We start from the raw sequence: 21,668 nt of genomic DNA, 5'->3' as shown, positions 1-21,668 counted from the left end.
ATACGGAAGAGCAAGTGTTTTTTGTTCAGGCTATCCAAAGCCGAGCTGTGAAATTTGCAGCAGCTCAACGTCATAGAGCTTTCTCTTGGCTGGCACAGCCACATTGTTAAAAGTCGGGGTGTTGTTGGTAATAGGGCGAACGTTTGACAAGCACCAAGCCAAATAACCTGGCTCCCAGCCATTTGAGCAAGCCGCTTTGACTTCAGAAGGCTGCCATTCATGTATCTCTTCAACATCCACAATTGCAACAGCCCAGCCATCAGGGTCAACGGGGTTATCAGCAGATAAGAAGTGAGAATTTTCTACAATCAAAAGATCACGGATAGGTAAAGATTCCGGGCGCCACGAGCGAACCTCCAGCGTCTTTTTCCCTGAAGCTATATTGGAGCCATGTGGGCTTACTATTGAAAGTGCAAGCATAGACCACCCTTCTTTAGAAAAAATTAAAAACTCGAATTGAAATCAACAATAAAAATAAAAAACGCTGCAGTTTAAAACTCAATCTTATTAAACACTTTCGAATGCAGCTAATAAAACCGCAACACAGCTATACCCCACTCCTATCACGGCAGGCAGTGTAGACATCGCAAACCCTGGGGCTCTCCATAATACATTACGCCTGTAACCTACCCAAAATATGACGCGACCAGCAACAAAAACTCCAGAATAGATGGGCAGCAAGCTCAAGAATTGATAAGGCATTAAAGCAGATAGCGCCAATATATTAATAGCGAATATCATAAGCTGCTCATGAGTATTAGAGAGGACTCTTAGATCAACCTTCATCCCTTCTGTATTTGCTTCACACTTAGTTGGATCCGCTGACAGGTTTCCGAAACGCTGGGAGCCAACTCTAACAATCATCAAAAAAAATAGTGTCACGGGAAAAACAAGGCACATTATTCCGAGCTTTAGCCGCTCAACTAAGCTAACCTCTTCAGCAACTTGAGGCAAAAAACTATAGAAAGAAATAAACACCACTATAGTCCCCAAAAACCCTAGCAGCATACCCATTTTAACTGTTCTATCATCGCTTCTTTGAGTCATATTCTAATTCCCTTTAGTCCATAATGAAGCTCTAGATACATGTTTTCAAAGTGCGGCTAACGCTGATAAAACGGTACCAAAAGCATCCAGATCGGCAATATGGAGATTATGTGAACGCTCGTGCTACAACCTCGACATTGAATCCCTCTGATTCTTCGGGAGGCTCAAAGTAGCCCGTCACCACTCTGAAAACCTCCTCGGTGTCGAACGTCGCGCGCTCAGGCTGCTCCTTTTGCCGCTGTTTCAGCTGTTTTAGACAAATCTCGTCATCTGCCACCACATAGTACAGTTCGTGAGGTATCTCTCGTTGCGAGTAGATATCCTTGAACCAAGCCCTTTGCTTCCTGGTGTTGCCGGGGAAGTCTAGAACCACAGTGGTACCGGCCATGAGTATTTGCTCAACATGTGCTCTGAGCAATGGCTTAAGGCGTGACGAGTAACTGATGTAGTCGTTGAAATCATTGATGTCGGCAGGGAAAAGAGCAGCTAACCAGTCATCCTCTGAAAGAAGCACCGCGCCGCGCTCACGAGCAATGCTGGCAGACAACGTGCTTTTCCCAGCGCCCATCTTTCCACAGAAGAATATCAACGTTCCGTAAGAGTTCATTGATTGCTCCTTATGAACAATGCACGCGCGGCTTTAAATACTACTCCGCAGCCTCTTTCAGATTCTCTAATGGAACCTACCCTGATTTTTTGCTGGTAGATTTTTCGCCCCATAGCCAGCCATTCAACATCCAAATCGTGAGCATTGCAGTGGCCACATGCTTCACCTTGCTATGACCCACTAACCCACTTTGAATAACTGGCACGCTCAATATCCACGACCTCGGCGGTTAACGAGCAACGTGGAATCTCAAGTGTTTGCAATTGCGCTAATACCGATCTTGAAAGCATTTGCTTTTGGGCAGGGGTTCTACCTGACAGAATTTTTAACACCACATGAACAAAATATGACGTTGCCTGCCCCGTCAGATAGCATTGATAAGCGATTGACCTTACTTTTATGTCACTGCCATCAGCCTCAAATAGCGCCGACTTCATGGCACCTGAAAATACCAATGGCAAGATCAACTCGCCGTCCAATGAAGCTGAATGTTCAACAATGCAATGTGGCACGAACTACTCCAAAAATATAACGCTGTTAATACGCGCGGCCTTGTAGTGAAGGTGAAGCCCCAACGGAAAAAGCCACCTCTGATTGCGTTTATTAATCTTGAGCCGAAAATGCCAAATGATTTCGTCCAGCCTAACTTCGCTCTCAGCGGCCAGAAAGCCGCGTAGCGGTTCGCCATGACCGATTAACCTTAAGAGACGCCACCCGCTCCAGAGCCTGTACCGGTCGAAAGCAACTCTCTCACGGCCTCTTGCAGATGTGTTGGTAATACAAAATTCACGCTATCACCATTCGGTGCACGATAGGCTCCCGCCTCCAAAGTATAGAGATCCACGGTACTGACAGTCTGGTCTCCAAGCCGCCATCTGCCCACTATCTGCGTCAACGCCCAGTTCGCCAACTCTGTCGGCGTGTTAGGTCCAGATGGAGGATCGACGCACTCTCGCCTGACAACTCCATCAATTACACCACAAACAGCCATCTGATGTGGCTCGCAGGTTATTTGTCCGCCTGGAGGGTTATCGCAGTCACAAATATTTTTGACAGGCATACTTTGCTCCTTACGAATCGCGAAGATGGTAAACACCTCCATCCAACTCAACCCGATAGTCAGGAAGTGCATTCGATGAGTAACGCAGCTGTTCTAAGGCTTTTCCGGCGTCCGAGGCATTTATTTCGATGGCGTGAAGTTTCGTGGATCGGTGTTCTGGTTTGATGCCCCTCAGGTTGAGTTCTCTTCGAGTCGCTTTTCCTATTGCGAGAGCAGCTTGCTCAAAGGTCCAACCTTCAGGAATGCTTAGCCTTAAGTTGTCTTCGAGCTGTTCTCTGTGGCGCTTCGGATAGGTAAACCAAACAGCGAAAAATATAGCAAAGCCTGCTGTGCCTGACACGCCAAGTTTTGCTCCACTAAGATACTCTTTTTGAAGTGAGAACAAAGCCTCCCCAGCCAGAAAGCCACCCGCAAATCCACCGCAAAGCGCCGTCAAAAAACGCAACGTATTGTACTGGGCTGGAGAAGACGTATCTTTCACGAAAAACGTGATTATAAGGAATACAACGAGAGAGACAGTAAAGCCGAACCCAATCCATAGCTGCAAAGACATACTCTGTACCTCTTGGTATATAACTGTCTCAGAGTGCCTATCTCACAATCCCAACCCGGCGCTACGCTCTGGGAAAAGCCAGAGCACCGCAAAGATTGACTCCCAAAAGCGTATTGATACTTATTGAGCCTTCCCCCTAATTCAACCAATTTGGATAAGCTAAAAAGACGACCAAACCTAACAGAATAAGACTCAATAAACTTTTACCATAGCACCCATCGTAATTGCTGACATATCGAACTGCATGCTCGACGCCTTTATGCCTGCTTGCTCAATCAACACAGGTAAACCCTGCTGCATAAAAAAGTCTTCTGCAGCAGGATGATGATCGTTGTCTAACTGGATCATTACGGAGTGTCCTGAAACCGGGCTTCTACACCTAACTCGAGGCCCGTCGCTTTGATTATCCATCCTGCTATCAATACTCTGAGCGAGTGGGCTTACACCGGCGCTAAACCTGAAACTAACTGGGACTGTAAAGTAACCCGCTGTTTGAATAGGAAAGATGCTGGTTAACCGATGAATGTCTAGTGCCCCAGGCCAACTTACAGGGAGCAACCCTGTCTGCCAGTAATTAACGGTCACACTAAGAGAGCCTCAATAGGCGACCGAAGGAAGTACCCTTGCGGTATTTTTGCTGTAAGCCATTCACAGTCAACAATGACAAATGAAGTAGGGTCACTGGCTCAGGGACTTGATAAATACTGCGGCCTATTGACAGGCAGAAGGCTCATAGGTGTTATGTGTTGATCTCGCTTGAAAATTGCGCTGGCATAAGGATTGCCATGTGCCATAAGCAAGCTGTTAACTCTTGGGTATCGTATCAGGACGTATATATGGAAGCATGTGCGCTACGTAGTCAGCTTTTCCAAGTTCGATCTTCTCGCTGCGCAATATTGAATAAGCAGTCATAATGTGGAAATAGAACTGGGCTAATGTCCAATCGCGTGCATATTGCTCGGCGGTCAAATCGAGAATCATACCGTTCGGAAGTTCGTGCGTAAGTGGCTTATCCGCTTTTGCATCTAGCGCGTCCGGGGCGAGGCCGTCCAATAATGCGATAGTTTCATAAATCCGAGCTTGAGCGTCGGCAAGCGAACCGGGCCGCTCACCTGCATTTCGCCCTTCTGCGAGCAGTTCATCGATAGATTCTGGAAAAGGCTTTCCTTGAAGCCGGAATATTGCCTCCTGAGCCTGCACGCAAGCAAACCGAACCTGAGTCGACAGAGGAAACATGTCCGGCGCTAGGCGCGCGGATAACAGCGCTTCCGCATCTGCTTTCTGAATCTGCGCCTGTGCCTTCCTCAGCCAGCCTGAGAGCGCCCGTAGCATTTGCGTATAGGTTGGGACGAGTAGCTTCGTTAGTGACATGGATTTCCTTCCTTAAAAATTGATAGCTGAGTATTGCCCGTTATTGAGTACATGTTTATAAAACTGAGTTGTCCGTAAAGACAGCGAGGGCGTACTGAAAAACACATAACGAGGCTGTAGAAAAACCCGATTTCGAGCTGTCTCCACCGCCTGTTATCCTTATTCATGTACCCAGCCGGTCATCTGGCGGAGTAATCTTCGTATCGGCATTTAGCCACTTGGGCGCCCAGCTAAAGCTTGTTGAAGACGGCCTTTTGCTCTTAAAAAGCAACTTACCCCGCTCTAAGCCCTTCATGGCGCGGCCAAGTGGCCGTAATTAGCCAACGTCTCAATATTGGCCAGCCGTCCGGTCGCATCGTTGCGGTACTGGGGATAGAAAACGGACACGTCGAGCTTGTGCTCGATCAGGTAATGCACTGCGTGTTCAAAGGTGCCAGGTTGGAGTTGATCTTGGTAGTTGATCACCACCATGGCGTTCTGATCGTAGTTATAAGCCTTGAAGCGCGGCAGGCTGACCACTCCTCGTATGTTTCCTCGATCCTACCAAAACTTAGCCGTCAGCGGAGTTTTTCTACAGGCTCAACGCCGCAATCACGCGCTTGTCGCGTGCATTGCATTGTTAGCCTATTCATTTCGATGGCTTCCGTCAGTCCTGACGAGAACTACTGCTCTTACTGGCGTCGGTCCTTCTCCACCAAGCAAGGCATTACCATCCTCAGTAGCTCCCACCAGCTCAAGCCCCTCCAAAAGTTCATTAGGGAGTTCCGAATCTTGATGCTCGCGACGGAGCGCAACGAGTACACTCGCCAACCACGCACGCAGCGCTGAGGGCCTATTGGAGCTACTAAGAAGTTGAGCAACAGGCGTGCCAACGTAACCCATCTGCAGTGCATCCCCAAACATCTGCATGCAGCATGTGCCGGTTATCTCAGTATGTCCAGAAACCGTGCGGAGCTGGTGCAGCGGATTCGCCCACTGAAGCGTTCCCGATCTCCCACCCAGATTATTCAACGCGGTGAGTCCGTCAGCAACAAAATACGCAAAATCGAATCCGTGCCCAACCGGGTAGAAAACACCAAAGGTTCCCACTGAGGGAAGGATTGCACCCGACAGCAGGTCTGATGGCGGTTTGAAGGTGCGCGTAGCTGGGCCTATGAGCGGCCGATTAGACAGAAGATCCCATTGTTCTAGGTTCGCCCGAAAGGAATATGGTTTACTCAATTGCGCAGTTCTGTAACAACCGAATGGCTTTGAGGCAACCTTTGCCTGATTGAACGTGATACGCGCTGCACTCGGGTTACCCATAGGGTAGTGAACTATGAGTACATCACATAGCTCACAGCGTGGTGTCGAACGTCCCGCCCCGCGTGCCTGATTGAACGTGACTTGATAGCGATTTCCGTGATACTCCTTAGCCAATGCCTCGGATCCAAGAGAACTGAAGGCCCGGATGAAGGCCCTGAAAAGTGCCAGCTCCCCTCTCGCACCGAGAGATTGTTTGCGAAAGGCGCGCTGTAGTTTTAATCCAGTGACCAAGGCTATTCCTTTTTGGCTAACGCCCCAATCACCGGGCCAGCGGAGTGGAGCAATTTTTGTGGTATAAGGGAGCGTAGCGACACCACAAAATATTGCGCAACGTAGCTGGCTCCGCGTGCATTGGATTGTTAGACCAGCACAATAACACTTGGTTACAGCGCGTCCGTTTTTCCATATGTATTAATCAGTAATTTTGCTAAAAGTACCCGTTTATGATGGTTCAAACTTAACTGGCTATACAATTCGTTCAGCAACCGGAACGTTTCGCGAGGGTACGCACGATTGGCCTCGCTATAACCGCGTGCGTTAGCTTCCCAATGGGCAAAAGCCCCATTTTCATCGTCTCTCACTGTGTCGCGACAATACTGTATAAGCTCTTTAGGATCAGTAAGTGAATGGTAAAACTGAGTAATCAATATTTGATCATACCGCCAAGGAAAGCGTGATAGCTCCACTTTCCAATGATCAAGATATCCAGAAGTACGGAACGCGTTAGCAATTGAATTATCTAAATCTGCCCGCCGGATTACCAAACTGTCTATATCATTAATGCTTTCGACATTAGGGTCTAATGCTCGTATGGCCATAAGCAACTTGTTAGTTTTTTCTCGCATTCCTTCGGTTGTATCACCAACCTGCTTTACTGTCTTGACCTCATTGTCTGAAACCACAACCCATGGATTCTCGACATGCATCAATAGCTCAGAGTTCTTTAGATCATTCGGAGTGCAGTAATCTGGATTATTCACCAACATGATTCCTGCAGATGCATAGGCTCTAGCTACCATTCGTGAACAGAACTGCTTAATCCCTCCGTTTCCAGCGATTTCTGGCGCTATTGATTTTGCAGCCTCTATTTTTGTATAAGATGTTCCTGTAGAGGCTCTTCGACGTCACCCCATCTTCAGTAGCACCCGGGTTTAGAGTCTGACGTTACTTTATCGTGTTTTAAAACCAGTTGCTCGGCATAGGCGGAAGGCGTTAATCCTCCCAGTCCTTTCTTCGGTCTTTCCTCGTTGTATTCCCGTCGCCACGCCTCGATGATGACTCTCGCGTGATGCAGGCTGGTGAACCAGTGCTCATTTAGACATTCGTCTCTAAAACGCCCGTTGAACGATTCGATGTAGGCGTTTTGATTGGGCTTTCCAGGTTCGATTAAAAACAGGGCAACACCACGTTGATGAGCCCACGTCAGCATGGCGCGTCCGCAGAACTCCTTCCCATTATCCGTACGAAGGGCACTTGGAAGGCCACGTTGTAGCACTAGATGATCCAGAATCCGTGTTAACGACAGCCCGTCAATGGCACGGTCAGGCACGATAGCCACGGCTTCATGGGTGGCGTCATCGACAATAGTGAGGTTCTTGATCACTCTCCCTTCCGCCGTGCGGTCAAACACAAAATCCATTGACCAGACCTGATTGGCAGCGCCAGGGCGGCCCAGGGGCTTGCGTTCAGACAGGGGAATCTTCTTACGCTTGCGTCGCTTTACCTGCAACCGAGCCGCCGCGTAGAGGCGTTCGACGCGCTTGTGATTGACCTGTTCACCGGCTTGACGCAGCTTCAGGTAGATCATGCCCGCGCCGTAACGACGATGTCGGTGTGCCAAGGCAACAATGCGTTCACGTAATGTCTCATTGCGGTCAGGAGCCGGTTGGTAGCGCAATGCACTGGCACTCATACGCATGACACGGAGCGCTCGGCGCTCACTCAGGCCACGTGACACCATAAAACGCACCACGTCTCGACGTGCCGGGGCGCTCACCACTTTTTTCTCAGCGCCTCGCGAGTGACCTCCATCTCCAATAGCGACTCCGCGAGCAGCTTTTTCAGGCGTCCATTTTCGGCTTCAAGCTCTTTCAGTCGCTTGGCATCGGGGACGCTCATGCCGCCAAACTTGCTGCGCCAAAGGTAATAACTTGCTTCCGAGAAACCGTGCCGACGACATAGCTCCTTGATGGGGAGTCCCGCCTCCGCTTCGCCCAAGAAGCCAATGATCTGTTCTTCGCTGAAACGCTTCTTCATGTCCAATCTCCTTAGCATAGGATCGGACTCTAAAGTGTAGCGCTACTCAATCTGGGGGTGACGTCGTCTTGCATAATTTACAATACTGTCTGCTTGAACCTCTGAAAGTGGTGTTTTTAGTCTCAAAATGTAGATCGCACATTCATCGTCGTATAGGAGCTTCTGTATATTCCTTGCTTGCACACCTTCTCCCGTCGAATCAATGACAGACCCATAGGCAACACAAATCATTGCGTGAGATATGTCACTGCGAGTTACTTTTCGGATAAATCCACTGTCTTTCCCGGAAGTGGTCGTGAGAACAACATCGCCTTTCATCAGGATATCGGTATTAATTCTTTTCATAACATTCCCAAAGGTCTAACGCCGCCAACACACGCAGCTTTGTAGTGAAGGCGAAGCAGGAACGAAAAAGGTGTCGCCGTGATTGGCCTTGTTAAGCGCCACTCGATCCGATACTTCGCATAAACATTTTTTGCTCGTCTCCGTCATATCTAGGCTCCCACGTCGCATCAAACTTATCACCTACATACTTGTATTCCGTTGTCGAGAAAATAATCTGGACATCTCCGGCCTCACATACAGTTTTTAATGCCTTGAAGTATCTGTCTAGATCATCGTTGTTAATTTCGTGCTGCTTTGGCGTATCTAAAACTAATAATTTAATAGGTGATTTATTTGCTACCAGATTTTCAATTAGAGCTGCATGAAATGCCAGTACAACTCTTACTTTTGTGCTTCCTGAAAGCTGCGAAATCTGTTCATTTCCCATAACTGGTTCGAAATTATTTCGAAACGTAATGTCCCTGCTAACATTACTTGGCGTATGCAAACGATCAAGCCATACAAGAAATAATTTTCGAAGATCGGAACGAACGCGGATTAAATCAGGAGTATTTGAACGCGATACCTGAGTAGATTCATATTTTTCTAGGGCATCATTTCTCTTGTTTAGATAGAGCACGTATTCTTTTTCAAGTTCAGATAGTTTGTCGTACTCAGATAATTGCAATTGCAACTGAAATATTCGATCTTTTAAGCTTGATACGGAAGCAACTAATGCGGCTATTTCACTATTATCTTCTTGTTTCTTTCGTTCCGCCAATAGATTTTTTACAGATTCTGTATTGGAAAAAATCTGCGATTCAATCCGCATCTCATCACGACTATATGAGGCATCATTTCTAACAAGATCTTTAATTTGATCTTTTAAGTAAAGTAAATTTTTTGCGTATGAGTTCGAGCTTGAGGCAAATAAACCACATTTAGGATTAGAACAAACCTCCTCAAACGACATGAAAATTTGTCTGGAGGATTCATTCAAGCTCAAAGTATTCGCTTCACTATTGATCTCGTCGATCATTATGGTTAAAGATTTACGCCGTTTCGTAATGTCTAATAGAGTTGCCTCAAGCGTCCTGATTTGGGCTAGTTGTTGTGAGATTAAATTGTCAAAAGCCCGAATAGAGTCGGCTTTAGTGGAATTTTGTGTAGTTATAGATTTTAGTTCTGATTCAAGTGAGTCAATCTCAACAAGAACTTCTTCACTTGAACGCCCTATAACTTCAGTGGCCAATTTAGCTGTTTTTAATTCATCTTCTTTTCGCTTAACCTCAAGATCTAAATATTCGAGATTTTTTTTGCTATCAATTCGTTCCTTTTTTGCATCAAAGAAATTTTTCGGGGGAAGGCCAAATAATAATCTAACCATTTCTTGGAATTGGTCTTGAATAAAACTACCTGGGGAAGCATAAACTCCAGAATATCCATTGTCTTGATCAGTAAAAACTAGAGGGATTAGTGTTGAAATATATGGTTTAGTTACAACTCCGCGATTAGAGACAAGATTCGGATAATCTAACTTGAGTATTTTGAATAAAAATTCCGAAAATTCACCTTCAGAAAAAAATCTTTGCCTTATTCCATTTCTGTCAATTACTTCTATATCAAATTCTCTTGATAGTTGGCGCTCAATTCTCAAAAAATTTTGATCGACCTCAACTTCAAAAGAAGCCATTTTGCATCGGTCATATATATCATTTCTAAAAACAGCAGGATAGCCGAGACAGAAAGCAATTGATTTTATTATTGGCGTTTTTCCACAACCATTCGGGCCATATATATGCGTAATATGATCAGAAAAGTCTAAAGGCTCGCAGCCTAATCCATAGCTACCATGTGAATGAATTTGAAGAGTTTTAAGTTTCATTCAATAAGTTCCATTTCTAGTTGGCGCGTAACACATATATTTCTGTATTCTCGAGCGATGCTGAGCAAGCTTGCAGCAAGATCATCTTGTCCGTCCAATGCTTTTTGAGCCACCTTCTTACCTATCTCTGATAACTGCACTCTACTGTTTCGATTGCTGACAACAATGAGATTGGTTAACTCTAAAAAACTTAATGCTTTTACTGTTCGAACCCTTAAGTTAGCAGACCAGCCTAGATGCTGACTAGAACCTTTAAAGGTTGGCATTGACCTCTCTAGGCACTCGCCAACAAGCTGACCTAACTGAGAAACTATCGGCTTTCTATTTCCTTTTGCGATAACTAGTATTGCCATGCATATAAAAGGTAGTTGAAATAACGCTTCATTGTCTAGGCTGGCCCTAGTTGGAGACACTTCGCTATTAACTGTCACATTAATAGGTGTTTTTTTAATCTCCTCAAAGAATGTGTCTAAATTCATCTCTGCACCCTTACGAGTTCAGCCATAACACCACCTAAAATGGCGTTATCACTGAGGCCATAATTTCTATTTTCTATTTTAGCCTTGTAATCATTAATAGGCTTTTCTAATGAAGAAAGGTTAAGCCGGCCTGAGGCCATTGTATCTCGCAGTATGCTGGCAAGATCAGATTGAACAGTCATTACTGTTAACTCGGGTAGTACATGCCTGTTATTTCTAAACCACTCATCCCACTCAATTTTGCAGCGAGAACAGAATTCTATTTGGACTTCACTTGCTCCTGCATCGCTCAAGGTTCGTTGAATAATTGAAGAATTTTTTACGGCGAGGGGATCCCCTCCATCTATAAGCGCAGTATATGCTGCTTTAGATATACTTAAAATCTCAAGCAGATCATAAATCGATATGCCGGAGTATGTTTCTAAGGATGCCTGGCTGAGTTCATTGATAACTCCAGATGATTTTGCCTCAACCAACTCGACAAGTTTTACTAAAATATCTTTGAATTCATCGTGAGTTAAATCAATTTCGCTATATTTGTATATAGCATCCTTGGCAATCGAACTAAAATTATTTGTCTCTAATTTTATATACTGGACATCGGTTTCAAATTTTAATTTCTTAAGATTTATCTTTACTTTGTCAGAGCTAAGTTCTGAGCATGAAAAGCATGCAGGGAAGCGCTTCTCAAGCAATTTTGCTATTTTGTTTTCAAACTTTCCACATTGAATGTCATTTAACAAGTTTTCTATTGGGTCTTCAATATTAATATTTGTTTGAAAAATAACTGCTTCGCAGCAGTCTCCAAAATTAACGGTATGCAAGAGAAGCTTTCCAGCAAAGCTGTTTAAAATATCAATATCTTTGTGTTTTGATAAATCTTTAACCCTAGAGCTCAATCCGAAAATTTCATTCAATGTCCAATTGTGATTCTTTTTGCTGTTGGTTTTTACTTGGTAGAATATATAGAAAAATTGATCATCTCTGTTGAGTCGTACTACGAAATCATCATGCATATCGCAATACACACGATCAATATCCTTGCCTTCAAGAATTGAAAGAGAAGCTAGTGCAGCTGATCGTGCTTGCGCTCGAAACCTTGCTAAAGCATCTCGCCCTGACTGTTCCCTTGGTTTTATATTATCTAGCATGGGCTTAAATCCCCGCCATATTCTCGTTGTGACGCTTAACAGTTTATTAGTGCGCATGCGCGTTTTCCTGGAAGGCCTACCTCTCTAAAAGCATTCCAATCGATTGATAAAAAAGAAATATCACCACCTCCCGCCCTAAAGCCTGCTAGAAAAATGCGCATGCGCGTTGTCATTTTAAGCCATCCTTACATATTGCACATAAACATACAAAGAAGCTCACCAACTTATTGTTATATATAATTATTTAAAAAAACCTTCCTTGAAATCGAGCACCCCTTCACTCCGATGGGATAGAAAAATACGCATTGCAGAATGAAAAGGCCTAATTATACTGTTTATACATACAGAAAATAATGGGTTCACCAAATGGCCAGCAGCCCTTTCCTGAATGAGGTTCGCACGTCCATCCGCGTGCGTGGGATGAGTATCCGAACCGAGAAAACGTACATTTACTGGATACGTTTTTTCATTCGATACAATAATTGCCGTCATCCTAGTGAGATTGAGTCGTACGTTTCCTAGGCTACCTAGCCACTGAGCGCCATGTGGCAGTCAACACCCAGCGTATAGCGCTAAACGCGCTGGCGTATTTGTATAATCAATTCCTGAAACAGCCATTGGGAGATCTTGAATTCAGTTATGCTTCTAAGCCACAGCGTTTACCTGAAGTGCTCATGGCGGCTGAAGTTGCCAGCATTCTCAAGGAGATGGTAGGAAGAGATAAACTGATTTTTTCACTTTTGTATGGCTCTGGGTTACGTATCTCTGAGTGTCTGCGCTTAAGGGTGAAAGACATCGATTTCTCCCGGGGATCAATAACAGTGAGAGACGGTAAAGGCTCAAAAGATAGAGTAACCATCTTTAGTTCGACGCTTTATGAAAGCACGAGAGACATAATCAGCGCTGCGCTAGCGCTGCAAGAACGAGACAATCAGAAAAGTGTTGGCCCTTCTATACCGGGTGTTTTGGCAAAAAAATCCCCTTCTGCCTATCGGCAGCCTGCGTGGATGTATTTATTTCCGTCTAACAGCATCTCTCACCATCCAGTCACTGGCGTGCTGTGTCGCCACCACTTGCATGATTCTGTGCCCAGAAAAGCGTTAAAGAAAGCCGTAGTTGCTGCAAAGCTGACTAATAAACGGGTCTCTTGCCATACATTTCGTCACAGCTTTGCTACCGAGCTGCTGAGAAATGGAAGAGATATTCGAACTGTTCAAGAGCTCCTTGGGCATTCTGATGTATCTACTACACAAATCTATACCCATGTGCTCGGCCAACATTTTGCAGGCTTAACAAGTCCTCTTGATACGATTACCTAACTACTGAGCAGTTGATGTACTCCGAGGTAAACATACTACTGGCATCTCGCTAGCTAAGCACCATGAAAGCACGCTACCGCCCCGGTACAACTGGGCTGCGTTAACACGCTCCGCTGGCGACCGTCGGTGTTTTTCTTGTCTGATATTACGTTAAGCAAACTATATTTTGACATTACTCAGTTTTCTTCGATATAGCAAAGCAGAAACGCCGCTTTGTTATGCTTATATCGTTGTATGTGTTGATCCGTGCTTGCTCTTTCGCGGGTGCCTCATTCGCTCGTTCCTCTCGAGATTCGTTACCACGCGCTACGGTATGGCAGTTGGCTTTATAGCGTCAGCGAACCCGCGACGGCGGCCAAGACAGGGGCTGTTTATGTGCCATGGGACGTTGTTACGCCGCTCCCCGCGGGTGCCTCACTGCTCGTTCCTCGCGAGATTCGTTACCACGCGCTACAAGTTGCTTTCATTGGGTATAACGGCGCGGCCTGGGGTAGCATCAGGCACCGCGCTACGAAAATGTGACTTTTCTTTTCGGTAAACGCCCTCTTCGTTTCTCTCCCGCTAGCCAATTGTTGAAAACCCGATTAGCCTGCTAACTCAACCAGTAAGGGATTGAGATGCAAGAGACAACGATGCGGCAGCGGGTGGCGGGTGTTTTAATTCTGCTTGGGCTGGTCGCTCAAATTATTGGCTTTATCGGCGTGGTGCCAACGGCGCAGGCGGTGAGCTATTTGCTGTGGGCGGCGGTGGCGCTGCTGTGGCGGGATATTCCAAAGCGTTCGCGCATTCAGGCGGGGGTGTTGATTGCCCTTGGGGTGTTAATGCTGGTAGTGGCGCGGGTGGTTTATGGTGCCAATGTGAATTGGCCTGCCATGCTTCAGGGCAATGTATTTGTGGCCACGATGCTGGTGGGTGTTAGCTTTATTTCCTTGATTGGCACCCAGGGTAATAAGCGCCCACCAGGTAAGCGGGTGACCGGTGCAGATGGCGTGCTGCGTACGTGGCTGGGGGTGCACTTTCTCGGCACTATTTTGAATCTTTCGACGGTCTTTATGGTCGGCGACCGCTTAGCCAGACGCTCACCGCTAACCACACCCCAGCTGTTAGCGCTGAACCGTGGGCTTTCAAGTGCGGCGTTGTGGTCGCCCTTCTTTGCTTCTATGGCGGTGGTGATTGCGCTGGTGCCAGAGGTGCAGTACGGCCAGATTGCGATGATTGGGTTTCCGTTGGCGATGCTGTCGGGGCTGTTAACCACACTAGAGCTTAGGCGACGTTTTGATTTAGCCGAGGTGGATGGCTTTTCGCTTTCACCCCGCAGCCTGTTAATGCCTGCGGGCATGGCAGCGCTGGTGATGCTGTTTCACTTTTGGCTGACGCCGTCGCTCACCATTGTCAGCATCATTACCTTTTTACTACCAGCGGTGGCGATACTAAGCAACCTGCGGGAAGGTTCGCGCTATACCCTGCGACGCATTCGCCAACATACCACTACACGGCTACCCGCAATGCGTGGTGAAATTTCGCTATTTCTGGCGGCGGGCTTATTAACCCTGGGGCTTTCTACCCTGGTCGCGGCCGCAGCAGGTGACGACTGGACGCTATTTGCCACCTTTGGCATGTGGCAGGCCATGGTTAGCTTTGCGGCTATTACACTGAGTGCACTGGTGGGGTTACACCCGATTATTGGCGTTTCCGTACTGGCATCTATTTTGAATTTAGCGAATGGTGAGCAAACGCTGTTTGCTTTTGTCGCGCTGAGCGCCTGGGCGGTAGGTACCAGCGTTGGGCCGCTTTCCGGCATTAACCTTTCTCTGCAGGGGCGTTACGGGTTTAGCGGTTACCGCATGATGAAAAATAATTTACTGTATGCCGCCATGATGGGCCTGCTCTCGCTAGGGGCGATCGCAGGCTTGAGCGTGTGGGTCAATTAATTGTTGAGTGCGTTAGCTCTCAGGTTTCGACGATTTTACTGGGAAACCGGTAGAAATAGCGGTGGCCACATTGGTGACATGGCTCTAGGCGCGAGACGCTTTCTAGCATCACCTGGGCATCGCAGTGTACGCACGCCATCAGGCCTGGCGCAGCAACTTCACCTTCGCAGTAGTCGGCGCGGGCGGCTTCCAGGTCATCTTCGAAGCGTTCGCGTTCCACTACACTGCGGTCGGCGATTGAGAGCAGCGATTCCGCCACACGCCGGGAGAGGCTATCGATATCGATGCCCAACCAGCTAGCAACCTGTTTACCGGTATCCGCCATGTAGTAGCGCATATCTTTCAGGTCGCGCTCTACCCAGGCACGCAGCAGGGCTAGCTCATCTTTGGTGTACTCTTCCAGCTCCGCTTCAAAGGCAACGGCGTCGTCCAAATCCTTTTGTAGATTATCCCAGGTAAGATCATTGGCCCCGTCCTGCATGCGTTCTAGTAGGCGCTCGTAGCCTTCGCGTAAACGGTGATCGTTATGTTGTTCCATGGTACCTCTCCTTTTGTCGACCCAAGGTGCGGCCTATCATCGGCTAACCGTTCAAGGATACACCTGCATAGGATACAATCGACGTTACTTATCTGACAGCCGTCATCCATTATTCACTTTGCGCCCTTTTTGGGCGAATTACCCCAAGGCATTGAAAACACCGATGGACGCACATTACAGCCCCCGTGAGATTGAACGTGACGCTCAGCAGTACTGGGACAAACACCAGTGCTTCAAAGCAGTAGAAGATGCTAACCGCGAAAAGTTCTACTGCCTATCCATGTTCCCCTACCCCAGCGGCAAGCTGCATATGGGCCACGTGCGTAATTACACTATCGGCGACGTTGTGTCCCGTTTCCAGCGCATGCAGGGTAAAAATGTCATGCAGCCCATGGGCTGGGATGCGTTCGGAATGCCTGCGGAAAATGCCGCGATTCAAAACCAGGTACCGCCCGCGAAGTGGACCTATCAAAACATTGATTATATGCGTAACCAGTTGAAGGCACTTGGCTTTGCCTATGACTGGAGCCGCGAATTCGCCACCTGCGATACCAGCTATTACCGCTGGGAGCAGTGGTTCTTCACCAAGTTGGTCGAAAAAGGCTTGGTCTATAAGAAAATGTCTACGGTGAACTGGGATCCGGTTGACCAAACGGTATTGGCCAACGAGCAAGTAATTGATGGCTGCGGCTGGCGTTCTGGCGCACCGGTTGAGCGTAAAGAGATCCCGTTGTGGTTCTTGAAGATTACTGACTATGCCGATGAACTGTTGGCAGACCTGGAAAACGTCGAGTGGCCCGAGCAAGTTAAAACCATGCAGCGCAACTGGATTGGTAAATCCCGTGGCGTTGAAATGACTTTTGAAATTCAGGCAGAAGACGGCAGCGCTTGCGAGCCGCTGCCGGTCTACACCACCCGCCCGGATACGCTGATGGGCGTGACCTATGTAGCCGTAGCTGCTGGCCACCCGCTGGCGAAGCAGGCTGCCGCAAAAAACACCGAGCTGGCGGCGTTTTGTGACGAGTGCGCCAAAGGTGGCACATCAGAAGCCGAAATGGCCACTAAAGAAAAGCTGGGCATGCTCACTGGGCACAAAGCGATTCATCCGCTAACTGGCGATGAAGTGCCGGTGTTTGTGGCCAACTTCGTGTTAATGGAGTTTGGTACCGGCGCGGTCATGGCCGTTCCTGCCCACGACCAACGCGACTGGGAATTTGCGACCAAGTACGGCGTAGAGCTGAAGCCTGTGGTGGCCGATGCCAACGGTAACCAGCCGGATATTTCCGAAGGTGCTTACGTTGAGCACGGCACGCTGATTAACTCAGGCGAGTTCGATGGATTGGAATTCCAGGCAGCGTTTGATGCGATTGCCGCGAAGCTTGCGGAGCTTGGCCGTGGCGAGGTGAAAACCAACTACCGCCTGCGTGACTGGGGCATTGCTCGCCAACGTTATTGGGGCGCGCCGATTCCAGTAAAATATGGCCCGGAAGGCCAAACCGTACCGCTCTCCGATGACGAGCTACCGGTAGCGCTGCCCATGGAAGTGACCGTAGATGCTTCCGGCTCGCCGTTGAAGAGAATGCCCGAGTTTTCTGAACTGGGCGATGGCTGGGTGCGCGAAACCGATACCTTCGACACCTTTATGGAATCTTCCTGGTACTTCGCTCGCTTCTGCTGTGCGGATAACCACGAAGCCATGCTGGATGAGCGCGCCAATTACTGGCTAACCGTTGACCTGTATATCGGCGGTATCGAACACGCGATTTTACACCTGCTTTATGCCCGTTTCTTCCACAAACTGCTGCGCGATTTCGGCATGGTGGATTCTGATGAGCCGTTCCAGCAGTTGCTCACCCAGGGCATGGTGATCGCGGAAACCTTCTACCGCTTTAAAGATAACGGTGGTAAGGAGTGGTTCAACCCCGCTGATGTGGAAGTAAAACGCGATGAGAAAGGTCGTCCGTTAAGCGCTGTTCTTGTGAGTGAGGGCCAGCCGGTGGAAATGGGTGGCATCGAGAAGATGTCCAAATCGAAAAACAACGGTGTTGATCCGCAGTCGATGATCGACAAATTTGGTGCCGACACCGTCCGCCTGTTTATGATGTTTGCCGCACCGCCCGAACAGTCGCTGGAGTGGTCTGACTCCGGCGTTGAGGGCGCTCACCGCTTCTTGAAGCGGATTTGGCGTCAGGTCACCGAGCATCTTGCTGCTGGTACACCGGGCGAATTAACTGTTGATGCGTTAAACGATGACCAAAAAGCGCTGCGTCGTAAAACCCACGAGACAATCAAGAAAGCTAGTGATGACATTGGCCGCCGCACCACCTTTAATACCGCCATTGCCGCGGTGATGGAACTGTCTAACGCAGTGGCTAAGTTCGACGATACGTCCGAACTTGGCTTGGCGGTCAGTCGTGAAGCACTTGAAGCCTGTGTGCTGCTGCTGGCGCCCATCACACCGCACCTGTGTCACACGCTGTGGCAACAGTTGGGCTATGACCAGCCTGCCATTGAAGCTCAGTGGCCGAAGGTGGATGAAGCCGCGCTAACCCGCGACAGTATCGAACTAGTCGTGCAAGTAAACGGTAAACTTCGCGCGCGCCTAGAAGCTCCGGCCAGCGCAGATAAAGCAGCCATCGAGACGCTTGCGATGGAGAACGAAAACGTCCAGCGCCATCTGGAAGGTAAAACGGTTCGTAAAGTCATCGTTGTACCCGGCAAGCTGGTTAACATTGTGGTGAGTGGATGAAGCCATCCCAACAGGTTACACGCCGTCGTTTCCTCGCTACCAGCATCGCCGCCTCAGCGGCGGTGTTGCTAAGCGGCTGCGGGTTTCGCTTGCGCGGTTTAGATTCGATGCCGCGCTTGCCCGCACTTTCAATTGAAGGCGACGACAAAAGTGCCTTGGCCCAACAGCTGCGCATCAGATTACTGCAGCAAAGCACCGAGGTTTCTGATGGTGCGCCCTGGCGGGTCACGCTAGGTTCGCCAGCACTTCGCCAACGCCGTATTGGTAGCGAAGGGCGTGCCAGCCAAGAACACGAGCTAACGTTAAGTACGTCTCTCTCTGTACAGCAGCGAGAAAACAATGCTTACGTGCTTAATAATGCAACGGTAACTACCAGTACGCGCATTCGAGTCAGTGATGATGACCTACTCAATCGCGAAACCCTCTTTCAAGAAGCGGAACAAACGCTAACGCGGCAACTGGCTGAGCGCATTATCGAAAGACTCGCGAACCTAGAGGCCATTCAGTGAAGGTATTTTCGGACCAGCTTCCCGCGGCCTTAGCAAAAAAATTGCCTAAGGTCGTGATTGTTGCCGGTGATGAACCACTGCAGCATCGAGATGCCTGCGATGCCGTGCGTTTAGCCGCACGGCAAGCGGGAGTCGAAGAGCGGGAAGTGCTTGATGTAGAGCCTAATTTTGCCTGGGGTCGGCTGCTGGAAACCGCCAGCAACCTCTCATTATTCGCCTCTAATAAGCTCCTTGAACTGCGGCTAGGAACACACAAGCTGGGCCAAGATGGCAGTAAAGCACTGGCACAGTATGCTGAAATGATGAGTGGTAGTGACGATTTGCTGCTGATCAGCATGGGCAAGTTAGACGCTAAGCAGCAAAAAAGCGCTTGGTTTAAAGCGCTCGACAAACAAGGTTTATTTGTACCCGTATGGCCCGTCGATGCCTCGCGCTTAGGCTATTGGCTGCGGGATCGCGCATCGCTGCATGGTTTACAAATTGACCTAGAAGCGGCTCGTTTATTGGGTGAGCGCACTGAAGGCAATCTGTTGGCCGCTGATCAGGAGCTGCAAAAACTCGCGCTTATTCATCCGCCTAACACTCGCCTTAATGTCGAAAGTATTGCCCAGGGCGTAGAAGACAGCACCCGCTTTGATGTGTTTAACCTTGCGGATGCGTGTTTAAAAGGTGAGCCAACACGCACTTCGCGTATCGTTAATGGGCTGCGCAGTGAAGGGGTTGAAGCCCCCATCGTGCTTTGGGCACTCAGTCGTGAGCTACGTACCCTGTTATCGTTACACCAGCATTTGGATCAGGGGCAAAGCTTTGAGCACGCGTGTAAAACACAGAAACCGATGATTTTTGATAAACGCCGCCCCGCTTATCAAAAAGCGATCAGCCGCCTATCAATGAAACGTTTACATAAACTTCTGTTGATGGCCCAGCGTCTGGATCTTGCTGTGAAAGGGGCTTCAGTGGTGCCGTTATGGCCTGGGCTTCACGACCTAGCCTTGACCATGGCGGGTGGCAAGGGGCTTTTAGCTGAAACCCCATGGACCTACCGCATTAGTGCAAATAATTAGCACTTTGCGTTTTCGTCTTAAATCCTGCACTAATTGTTTTTATACTCTTGCTTCAAGAAACAAAACCGCTTGCTCCCCGATACGTCTAAGGATGAAGACAATGAATAAAGTGCGTGCTTACCTCTCAAGTTTACTGATCGCTGCGTTAGTCATTACCAGCCTGCCCGTTGCCGCCGCCCCCACGGCTCCGCAAGGTATGGACATAGACTCTGTAGAGCTGGTCTCTACAGAATTAGTCTCTACGCAATCTGTTTTAGCCGCTGACCGTACTGGTGCTGACCGCGAGCGCATCAATGAAATCCTTGCCCGTGCAGACGTGCAAGACCAACTGCTCAAGCAGGGTGTCGATTTAGATGACGTTGAAGCCCGCGTTGCCGCACTGAGCGATGCAGAAGCGCAGCAAATGGCCGAACAACTCGAACAGCTACCAGCCGGTGCCGGTGTGATTGGCGCGCTGTTTGCGGTATTTGTAATTCTGCTGGTGACTGACATTCTCGGCTTAACTGATGTTTATCCGTTCACTCGCTGATTTGCCTGCCATGATGAAACACCTTTTAAACGCCCGCTTTGCGGGCGTTTTACTGCTTGCCCTACTGCTAACCACCTTGCTTAGCGGCTGTGCCAGAAGCCCGGTGCTGTTAGAAAGCACTAAAGCTAGCCTGGCACCGCAAACCGAGCTTACCGAGGTGCCGTTTTACGCTCAGACAGAGTATCAGTGCGGCCCCGCAACGCTGGCGATGGTACTTAACCATCAAGGAGTAGATGCAGGGCTTGAGCAGTTAATTCCACAGGTATTTCAACCCAGACGAGAGGGAAGCGTCCAACCTGAAATGCTAGCCACTGTGCGTCGTTATAAGCAGCTGGCGATTCCAATACGTGGCACCCTGGATGCATTGCTTGGCCACCTGGCAGCAGGTGACCCAGTGGTGGTAATGCAAAACCTCTCCCTGCCAGCCTTCCCGATGTGGCACTACGCAGTGGCCATTGGTTTTGATTTACCCAATGAAACGCTGATTTTGCGTAGCGGTGAAATCGAACGCCATACGATGTCGTTTAGCCGCTTTGATGCCACTTGGGCGCGCAGTGAACGCTGGGGATTTGTGGTTAGCGAACCTGGTAGCCTGCCCGAGGGTGTTGCCGCCCGCAATGCACTGGAATCCATTAGCGCTTATGAGGAGCAGCATGGGCCTGTAGCAACGCTTTCCAGCTGGCAAGCCTTTACTGAACGCTTCCCTACCAATCCACTGGGTCAATTTGCGCTCGGCAATGCACTACACGCAGATCAACAACCTCAAGCAGCGCTGGAAGCCTTCGAATCAGCCACACAGCTTGATCCTGCCATGGGTGCTGCATGGCTTAATGTAGCCATCCTAAGGCTTCAGATGGAAAATAGGGAGGGTGCGCGCGAAGCACTCGCTCAGGCTGCCATCTTAGACGGTGACTGGCAGCCACGCGCTCAGCAACTGCTGAATGGTTTGTGAGGTGTGAAGTATGGGGGCATAAGCCCCCATATACTTAAA

General features: G+C 48.6%; 22 protein-coding genes. 8 read left to right on the top strand and 14 right to left on the bottom strand.

All coding sequences use genetic code 11. From position 1 onward, the window contains the following. Positions 1-30: 30 nt before the first annotated feature. From REH51_RS17130 to REH51_RS17070, 13 genes are all read right to left on the bottom strand, one after another. A complete protein-coding gene (locus REH51_RS17130) occupies positions 31-420 on the bottom strand; it encodes an ASCH domain-containing protein (RefSeq protein ID WP_009723481.1) in 390 nt (129 codons plus the stop codon). Between the two features lie 87 nt (positions 421-507). Continuing rightward, complete coding sequence (locus REH51_RS17125; RefSeq protein WP_009723482.1) at positions 508-1,047, bottom strand: MAPEG family protein; 540 nt, start codon at positions 1,045-1,047, stop codon at positions 508-510. Between the two features lie 106 nt (positions 1,048-1,153). After that, on the bottom strand, positions 1,154-1,654 hold the full coding sequence (locus tag REH51_RS17120; protein ID WP_009723483.1) for a P-loop nucleotide/nucleoside kinase family protein: 501 nt from the start codon (positions 1,652-1,654) through the stop codon (positions 1,154-1,156). Positions 1,655-1,824: 170 nt separating this feature from the next. Continuing rightward, positions 1,825-2,166: a 5-carboxymethyl-2-hydroxymuconate Delta-isomerase gene (locus tag REH51_RS17115; RefSeq protein WP_009723484.1), complete on the bottom strand. Its 342-nt coding sequence runs from the start codon at positions 2,164-2,166 to the stop codon at positions 1,825-1,827. Between the two features lie 558 nt (positions 2,167-2,724). Next, positions 2,725-3,267: a hypothetical protein gene (locus REH51_RS17110; RefSeq protein WP_009723487.1), complete on the bottom strand. Its 543-nt coding sequence runs from the start codon at positions 3,265-3,267 to the stop codon at positions 2,725-2,727. Positions 3,268-3,459: 192 nt separating this feature from the next. Further along, on the bottom strand, positions 3,460-3,615 hold the full coding sequence (locus REH51_RS17105; protein ID WP_009723488.1) for a hypothetical protein: 156 nt from the start codon (positions 3,613-3,615) through the stop codon (positions 3,460-3,462). A gap of 456 nt (positions 3,616-4,071) precedes the next feature. Further along, complete coding sequence (locus REH51_RS17100) at positions 4,072-4,638, bottom strand: DUF1993 domain-containing protein (protein ID WP_009723489.1); 567 nt, start codon at positions 4,636-4,638, stop codon at positions 4,072-4,074. 291 nt (positions 4,639-4,929) lie between these two features. Further along, positions 4,930-5,157: a hypothetical protein gene (locus REH51_RS17095; protein ID WP_009723490.1), complete on the bottom strand. Its 228-nt coding sequence runs from the start codon at positions 5,155-5,157 to the stop codon at positions 4,930-4,932. 1,169 nt (positions 5,158-6,326) lie between these two features. Continuing rightward, on the bottom strand, positions 6,327-6,929 hold the full coding sequence (locus REH51_RS17090; RefSeq protein WP_009723492.1) for a hypothetical protein: 603 nt from the start codon (positions 6,927-6,929) through the stop codon (positions 6,327-6,329). A gap of 149 nt (positions 6,930-7,078) precedes the next feature. Continuing rightward, a protein-coding gene (locus tag REH51_RS17085) for an IS3 family transposase (RefSeq protein WP_409559424.1) occupies positions 7,079-8,199 on the bottom strand; the annotation gives its coding sequence in 2 pieces (ribosomal slippage) (positions 7,079-7,941 and positions 7,941-8,199; 1,122 coding nt in all). A 436-nt stretch (positions 8,200-8,635) separates the two neighbouring features. Beyond that, positions 8,636-10,408, bottom strand: a complete 1,773-nt coding sequence (locus REH51_RS17080; RefSeq protein ID WP_498936427.1) for an AAA family ATPase — start codon at positions 10,406-10,408, stop codon at positions 8,636-8,638. Beyond that, complete coding sequence (locus REH51_RS17075; RefSeq protein WP_009723495.1) at positions 10,405-10,887, bottom strand: hypothetical protein; 483 nt, start codon at positions 10,885-10,887, stop codon at positions 10,405-10,407. The genes REH51_RS17080 and REH51_RS17075 overlap by 4 nt, the downstream gene beginning before the upstream one ends. Beyond that, on the bottom strand, positions 10,884-12,095 hold the full coding sequence (locus REH51_RS17070) for a dsDNA nuclease domain-containing protein (RefSeq protein WP_498936425.1): 1,212 nt from the start codon (positions 12,093-12,095) through the stop codon (positions 10,884-10,886). Before REH51_RS17070 ends, REH51_RS17075 begins: the two co-directional genes overlap by 4 nt. Before the next feature lie 309 nt (positions 12,096-12,404). On the opposite strand from REH51_RS17070, the gene REH51_RS17065 reads away from it, so the two are divergent. From REH51_RS17065 to REH51_RS17055, 3 genes are all read left to right on the top strand, one after another. After that, a complete protein-coding gene (locus tag REH51_RS17065; protein WP_143759750.1) occupies positions 12,405-12,560 on the top strand; it encodes a phage integrase N-terminal SAM-like domain-containing protein in 156 nt (51 codons plus the stop codon). Positions 12,561-12,583: 23 nt separating this feature from the next. Next, positions 12,584-13,357: an integron integrase gene (locus tag REH51_RS17060; protein WP_498936423.1), complete on the top strand. Its 774-nt coding sequence runs from the start codon at positions 12,584-12,586 to the stop codon at positions 13,355-13,357. 617 nt (positions 13,358-13,974) lie between these two features. Continuing rightward, positions 13,975-15,288, top strand: a complete 1,314-nt coding sequence (locus REH51_RS17055) for a hypothetical protein (RefSeq protein WP_039869133.1) — start codon at positions 13,975-13,977, stop codon at positions 15,286-15,288. A gap of 19 nt (positions 15,289-15,307) precedes the next feature. On the opposite strand, the gene REH51_RS17050 is transcribed toward REH51_RS17055, so the two are convergent. Next, a complete protein-coding gene (locus REH51_RS17050; RefSeq protein ID WP_009723500.1) occupies positions 15,308-15,826 on the bottom strand; it encodes a zinc ribbon-containing protein in 519 nt (172 codons plus the stop codon). 163 nt (positions 15,827-15,989) lie between these two features. Here REH51_RS17050 and leuS point away from each other — a divergent pair, with 163 nt between their 5' ends. The 5 genes from leuS to REH51_RS17025 all read left to right on the top strand — a co-directional run bounded on the left by leuS (position 15,990) and on the right by REH51_RS17025 (position 21,629). Next, on the top strand, positions 15,990-18,575 hold the full coding sequence (gene leuS / locus REH51_RS17045) for a leucine--tRNA ligase (RefSeq protein ID WP_498936421.1): 2,586 nt from the start codon (positions 15,990-15,992) through the stop codon (positions 18,573-18,575). Next, positions 18,572-19,084: an LPS-assembly lipoprotein LptE gene (locus tag REH51_RS17040; protein ID WP_009723502.1), complete on the top strand. Its 513-nt coding sequence runs from the start codon at positions 18,572-18,574 to the stop codon at positions 19,082-19,084. Before leuS ends, REH51_RS17040 begins: the two co-directional genes overlap by 4 nt. Then, positions 19,081-20,148: a DNA polymerase III subunit delta gene (gene holA / locus REH51_RS17035; RefSeq protein ID WP_009723503.1), complete on the top strand. Its 1,068-nt coding sequence runs from the start codon at positions 19,081-19,083 to the stop codon at positions 20,146-20,148. Before REH51_RS17040 ends, holA begins: the two co-directional genes overlap by 4 nt. 100 nt (positions 20,149-20,248) lie before the next feature. Then, entirely contained in the window at positions 20,249-20,677 is a 429-nt protein-coding gene (locus tag REH51_RS17030) for a PA2779 family protein (protein WP_009723504.1), read from the top strand. Further along, positions 20,655-21,629 (top strand): PA2778 family cysteine peptidase, encoded by a 975-nt coding sequence (locus REH51_RS17025; protein WP_009723505.1) that lies wholly within the window; start codon positions 20,655-20,657, stop codon positions 21,627-21,629. The genes REH51_RS17030 and REH51_RS17025 overlap by 23 nt, the downstream gene beginning before the upstream one ends. Positions 21,630-21,668: the final 39 nt, after the last annotated feature.

Source organism: Halomonas bluephagenesis (genome assembly GCF_054790765.1).
The sequence above is the reverse complement of the archived record's forward strand: the minus strand, read 5'-3'. Positions and strand labels throughout refer to the sequence as shown.

Coding starts and splice junctions, on each gene's coding strand:
- leuS (WP_498936421.1), top strand. CDS start 15,990: ATGGACGCACATTACAGCCCCCGTGAGATTGAACGTGACGCTCAGCAG.
- REH51_RS17080 (WP_498936427.1), bottom strand. CDS start 10,408: ATGAAACTTAAAACTCTTCAAATTCATTCACATGGTAGCTATGGATTA.
- REH51_RS17130 (WP_009723481.1), bottom strand. CDS start 420: ATGCTTGCACTTTCAATAGTAAGCCCACATGGCTCCAATATAGCTTCA.
- REH51_RS17070 (WP_498936425.1), bottom strand. CDS start 12,095: ATGCGCACTAATAAACTGTTAAGCGTCACAACGAGAATATGGCGGGGA.
- REH51_RS17090 (WP_009723492.1), bottom strand. CDS start 6,929: ATGTTGGTGAATAATCCAGATTACTGCACTCCGAATGATCTAAAGAAC.
- REH51_RS17055 (WP_039869133.1), top strand. CDS start 13,975: ATGCAAGAGACAACGATGCGGCAGCGGGTGGCGGGTGTTTTAATTCTG.
- REH51_RS17025 (WP_009723505.1), top strand. CDS start 20,655: ATGTTTATCCGTTCACTCGCTGATTTGCCTGCCATGATGAAACACCTT.
- REH51_RS17110 (WP_009723487.1), bottom strand. CDS start 3,267: ATGTCTTTGCAGCTATGGATTGGGTTCGGCTTTACTGTCTCTCTCGTT.
- REH51_RS17050 (WP_009723500.1), bottom strand. CDS start 15,826: ATGGAACAACATAACGATCACCGTTTACGCGAAGGCTACGAGCGCCTA.
- REH51_RS17040 (WP_009723502.1), top strand. CDS start 18,572: ATGAAGCCATCCCAACAGGTTACACGCCGTCGTTTCCTCGCTACCAGC.
- REH51_RS17100 (WP_009723489.1), bottom strand. CDS start 4,638: ATGTCACTAACGAAGCTACTCGTCCCAACCTATACGCAAATGCTACGG.
- REH51_RS17075 (WP_009723495.1), bottom strand. CDS start 10,887: ATGAATTTAGACACATTCTTTGAGGAGATTAAAAAAACACCTATTAAT.
- REH51_RS17120 (WP_009723483.1), bottom strand. CDS start 1,654: ATGAACTCTTACGGAACGTTGATATTCTTCTGTGGAAAGATGGGCGCT.
- REH51_RS17105 (WP_009723488.1), bottom strand. CDS start 3,615: ATGATCCAGTTAGACAACGATCATCATCCTGCTGCAGAAGACTTTTTT.
- REH51_RS17065 (WP_143759750.1), top strand. CDS start 12,405: ATGGCCAGCAGCCCTTTCCTGAATGAGGTTCGCACGTCCATCCGCGTG.
- REH51_RS17030 (WP_009723504.1), top strand. CDS start 20,249: ATGAATAAAGTGCGTGCTTACCTCTCAAGTTTACTGATCGCTGCGTTA.
- REH51_RS17125 (WP_009723482.1), bottom strand. CDS start 1,047: ATGACTCAAAGAAGCGATGATAGAACAGTTAAAATGGGTATGCTGCTA.